The organism is Aminipila sp. (assembly GCF_032051575.1).
GTDB lineage: Bacteria > Bacillota > Clostridia > Peptostreptococcales > Anaerovoracaceae > Aminipila.
Genome location: NZ_DAMBYD010000023.1, coordinates 1 through 4,767 on the forward strand (window position 1 = coordinate 1; position 4,767 = coordinate 4,767).

The 4,767-nt window shown below is 29.8% G+C and carries 5 protein-coding genes; all 5 read right to left on the bottom strand.

Annotated elements, in window-relative coordinates; translation table 11 throughout:
- The coding region (locus RTW14_RS18565) for a protein rep (protein WP_312654298.1) at positions 1–814 on the bottom strand (814 nt) is incomplete at its 3' end.
- A gap of 731 nt (positions 815–1,545) precedes the next feature.
- A complete protein-coding gene (gene mobV / locus RTW14_RS18570; RefSeq protein ID WP_312654300.1) occupies positions 1,546–2,613 on the bottom strand; it encodes a MobV family relaxase in 1,068 nt (355 codons plus the stop codon).
- 532 nt (positions 2,614–3,145) lie between these two features.
- On the bottom strand, positions 3,146–4,003 hold the full coding sequence (locus tag RTW14_RS18575; protein WP_312654302.1) for a hypothetical protein: 858 nt from the start codon (positions 4,001–4,003) through the stop codon (positions 3,146–3,148).
- An 81-nt stretch (positions 4,004–4,084) separates the two neighbouring features.
- The gene (locus RTW14_RS18580; protein ID WP_312654304.1) at positions 4,085–4,270 is read right to left on the bottom strand and encodes a hypothetical protein; all 186 of its coding nucleotides are present in this window, start codon (positions 4,268–4,270) and stop codon (positions 4,085–4,087) included.
- A 257-nt stretch (positions 4,271–4,527) separates the two neighbouring features.
- The coding region (locus RTW14_RS18585) for a protein rep (protein ID WP_312654306.1) at positions 4,528–4,767 on the bottom strand (240 nt) is incomplete at its 5' end.

Below are 4,767 nucleotides of genomic sequence, written 5' to 3' on the forward strand. Positions count from 1 at the left end.
TAGCTAAAGCTCTATCCAAAACCATAACTGCACTATCTGTCATTTCTTCATTATCTAAAACTAAATAATCATTATCTTTAACAGTATACTTTGCAGTTTCAGCAAGAGATTTTGATATCTGTCTTTTAGTTCTAGTTTTAAAAGCTCTTACGTCAACTACAGGAGTATAATCTACCTGTAAACTCTCTTTCCATAAGCTTGTCCATTTTTCTTGCGACATATAAAGTTCTGTATCCTTAAAGTATCTTTTATTAACCATCAAGATGATATGAAAGTGAGGATGATAAGTATCATAATCCTTTGATGATTCATCTAAATTATGAGTTACTTCCAAAGCTCTAAACCAACCAACTATAGATTTTTTAACTATTTTTCTTTCGCTTAATTTTTTAAAAGCATGAAATAAGTTATCTAAGGTGGTTGATAGTTCTTCGCCTTCTACATTCCTACAAGTTAAAGTTAAGAATATAAATCTATAGTCTCTTAATTCAAGAGCTTTATCCATAACTTTAGAAGTTTGAGCAAATATTTTAAGTTCCCTTCTCCATGAACACATTGGACATAACCTCACTTTGCAAAAATTAGCTCCATTAAGCTTAAATTCACCACTTGATATAAACCTTTTAAATTCTAAATATGAACCACAATCTAAAACCCTATAAGCTTTCTTCATACCAAGCCTTGTATAACTTTCTGCAAGTAACAAGGTCTTTGTTTTTTTATCTTTCCAAGGTCTTTCTTTCCCTTTTTTATCTTTATCAGTTAATACTTCCAATTGATTTTTTTCTATTTCTTTGCTATGATTATTATACAATTTAAAAAAGACTCCTTTCTTTAGGGATTTCTAAAGAAGGGTATAAAAATCCCTAGTGTAAATTTTGATTCAACAACTAAATTTTAACACTAGGTTTTTTTATTGTCAATTTCCACCCCTTGCAACAAGGTTAAAATGCTTTAAATTCAAGGGCTAACATGTGTTTTAACACATCGAAATTGTTTCTATAGTATAAATATAAGAAGAAACAGGGCTTAACCGCCCTGTTTTCAAGGCTTTACAGCCTCTCAATTTTCAATTTTCAATTTTTGAATGGTTTTCGATCATTTTTTGAGTAATTTTACACTAAAAAAGTGTAATACACTTTTTGTATTACACTTTTTTATTTTTATTAAATAATCATTTATCTGTGCCTTTTTCAATACCTTTTTCAATACTTATTTCAATGCATATTAATTTATTTTTACTGTACCGAAAAGTGTATTACACTTTTTTGTGAAACTTAGATCTATAAATCACTTTAAGATTTAATATTAAAAGTGAAAGTAGCAAGACTCTATTTATTTTAAATACATAAACCAAATCATAAATAATTTATATACCTAAAAACAAGTTTTAACGGTCTTAGATTTTTTTTAAGAGCATAAGGGACTTATGTCCCCAAATTATTTGTGGAGTTAGGCAAAGCCTAACAAAGTCGTGTCCCCTAATTTTGGACCTAAAACCCATTAAAAACCCATCTTTTAGCCCACTTGAAACCCACTTAAATTTTATCTTTCCATATCAAAATTCATAGATTTCTTTAAAACTTTATTAGATATTTTTTGAGATTCCCTCATGCAATGCAATTGTTCTGTAGCTTCAGGAATAAGATTATGTTTTGAAAGTATCTCAAACATAGCTTGACCTTGTTCTTTTAATTCTTTTATAGTGTTTTTCAATTTTGTATTATCAGATCTAATAGCTGATAAATTTTTATTGATTTTATATGAGCTTTCTCTAAAACTATTATTTTCACTCTTTAACTCTTTATTTTCTCTTTCTAAATCCCAAATTTTATCTGCATTATAAACTCCTTGTTTAGCTAAACCTACAAGTTTATTATAATCCTTCTCTAAAAGCGTTATTTTGCCCCCTAGAAAGCTTTTTTTAGCTTCAAGGTGTTCTATATTCCATATACAACTTTTAATGCCTTTTACGGCTTCATATTCGCTCTCTACGGCTTTTAAATTATTTTCAAGGGTTTTTATATTATCCTTAATCTTTTCTAGCTTAAATTCGTGAATTTCAAGACTCTTTTCTGTCTTACCTGTACCCCTAGTAACATTAAAGCCTTTTTCTTGAAGATAACTAGGTGCATCTGTATGTATTTTATTTATTCTTCCTGGTGTCATTACACTTCTTGCTTGAAGTTTCCCATTATCTTTATTAACCGGTACAAAGTGTAGATGCATATGTGGTGTAGTTTCATCTAAATGTACTTTAGCAGATATAACATTCTCTGCTCCAAACTCTTTACAGAAGTAATTATAAACCTCTTTTAAGTACTCCTTAGATTTATCTATACCCCATTTTTCAAACTGATCCTTAGGTACCGTTATGATATTTGAGTAATCAACTACAGAATTTTTCTGAATTCTTGAAACTGATCTTACTTCATCAATTCTTTTCTTCACCCTTTGATACAGATTTAAACTGCTCTGAACCAAATCATAATTTAAATGAGTTTTATCCAGGTTAATTTCTTCATTGGAAATTTTACCTTCTCTCTCTTGCTCTTTTTCAAGTCCCTTTATATCACTCATATTATTTTTCTGTGTATTCCATGCAAAATCCATGCTTAATATCACCTCTGCGATTTTAATACTCTTAACCATATTTTATATTAAGAGTATAGCACGTTATACTCTTGTAAACAAGAAACGTGCCATTACATGGAATTTTAGGGCTTTGCCCTCGCTTCGCTTCACCCATGAGGTTTTAAAAAACCTCAACTAAAACTTTCGTCACCTGCGGAAGCCAACCCCAAAACACGTGGTGTTTGGGTATTACTCCAGTGTGTGCCCTTCATTCCATCAAGGTAGTATTTTAAATTTTTCTTATGTCAGCCTTAGATCCTCTTACAGAGGAATGGCATCCAACGAAAATTTTAAAATCTCCACCTTGATTTCATTACTGTCTTTTCAACCGAAGGATATTAAAGTGTAGTGAATGTCTATAGGTTTAGATTAATGGTAATTAGTATGCTGAAAAATTGAAGGTTCGACGTTAATAAAGTTGTATTAGCCAAAAATGAAAAGACTTCTAGTAGATCCATTTAGAAATGAATACTAGAAGTCCTTTGATTTTTTTGAATAACTAATATGTTTATTAATTAACTTCAGCACCATGAGTTGCGATATCTTGAGTTCCTATGACATTAAAATTAATTCCTCCTGTTGGTTTCCATTTTAAACAAGCACCTAAAGATGTAGTTATAGCTACTTCACTGTGTCCGTAAGATACTTGAATATTGCCACTACGTGAATTTAATGTGCCATTACAATAAATAGCACCCGTATATTTTGGCGTTCTAGCCAATTGTGCAGTTCTTTCGGATAATTTCGGTAAATTAAATTTATATGCTACACCAACTGTACTTGAAGCTGTGTTTCTTTGGTCATCTTTAAACCTAAAACCATTTGTTATAGTTTGTACACGATTACTATAATCAAAATATTCACATTGATTAAATCCAAAAGCAGATGATGTATCAAAGCCCATAGTAGAATCATGACCTAATGCTATCACATCACTACCAAAGAAAAATGGCAACTGTAACCATTCATAAAATCCAGCACATAAATATTTAGAACCACCCATATTATATGATTCTAACGTTAATTTAATCCAAGAATATCTATTTCCAGAACTGCTACTACCAAGAGTAGAATTGGCAGCCTTATATAGACTATTTGTTTCTATGTCAACTACCTCATTGTTTTCTAAATCCATTTTAACATACTGAGTGCTTGTCTCCATACTTATAGCATTATTTTTTACATTTTCATAAGCAGCCTTAGCTTCATCATTTACGTTAGAAAACTTTTTTACATATGAATTTTCTATTTGAGTATTAACCTCTTCTTTGCTTTGTGTTTTGGCTTCATCTGCAAAAACTGTTGATCCTGAACAACAAATCAAAGTCGCACAAATTAAGCTTGATATAATTGTTTTAAAAACTTTCATAAAAGCTCCCCCTTTTTAATTACAATTTTTCCTTAACAATTATATCATAAATTTTACTATTTTGTAAAATTACCAATTATTTTACATCCAATTAAAAATAATTGGTATAAAAATCAAATATGCACTTATAATTGCAATAACTAAATAAATTTTATATTCTGATTTTGGACGTCTAATTGCATTTACCAAACCCCAAATTAAAGTAAATGGAGTAATCAAGCAAAGAAGTTCACCAATACCATCTATAAATTTTATAATAAACTCCATGTCATTCTCTCCTTTTCAATATTGACTATATTTTTTTACAGTTATTTCATAAGGTATAGATCTATAATAAGGTGATGATATTCGCAATTTACAACAAGGCAAATTCTCAGTTGTGAGCTTTTTATCATGCCAACGTAAATTATAACTATGCTATATATTATCTAAAACTATATATCCATAATGTTCTTTTTCAGGCTTCAAACCCAAATTTTTATTAATTATTTCTTTTTACCAATTAATAAAAATCTTAACAAAAATTACTTAAGCTTGCAATACTGCTTATAACCAATATGCCATCTATAACGTTCCAATACATATTCAATATCTTCTCTAAGCTCTTCATCACTCCCAGTATTAATTAAATCACCATCTTCTACATCATCAAGATTAAGCGACTTATGTATCTTTTTAAGTTCGCCACCATAGGCTACAAGGCGTCTATTAGCTAAAGCTCTATCCAAAACCATAACTGCACTATCTGTCATTTCTTCATTATC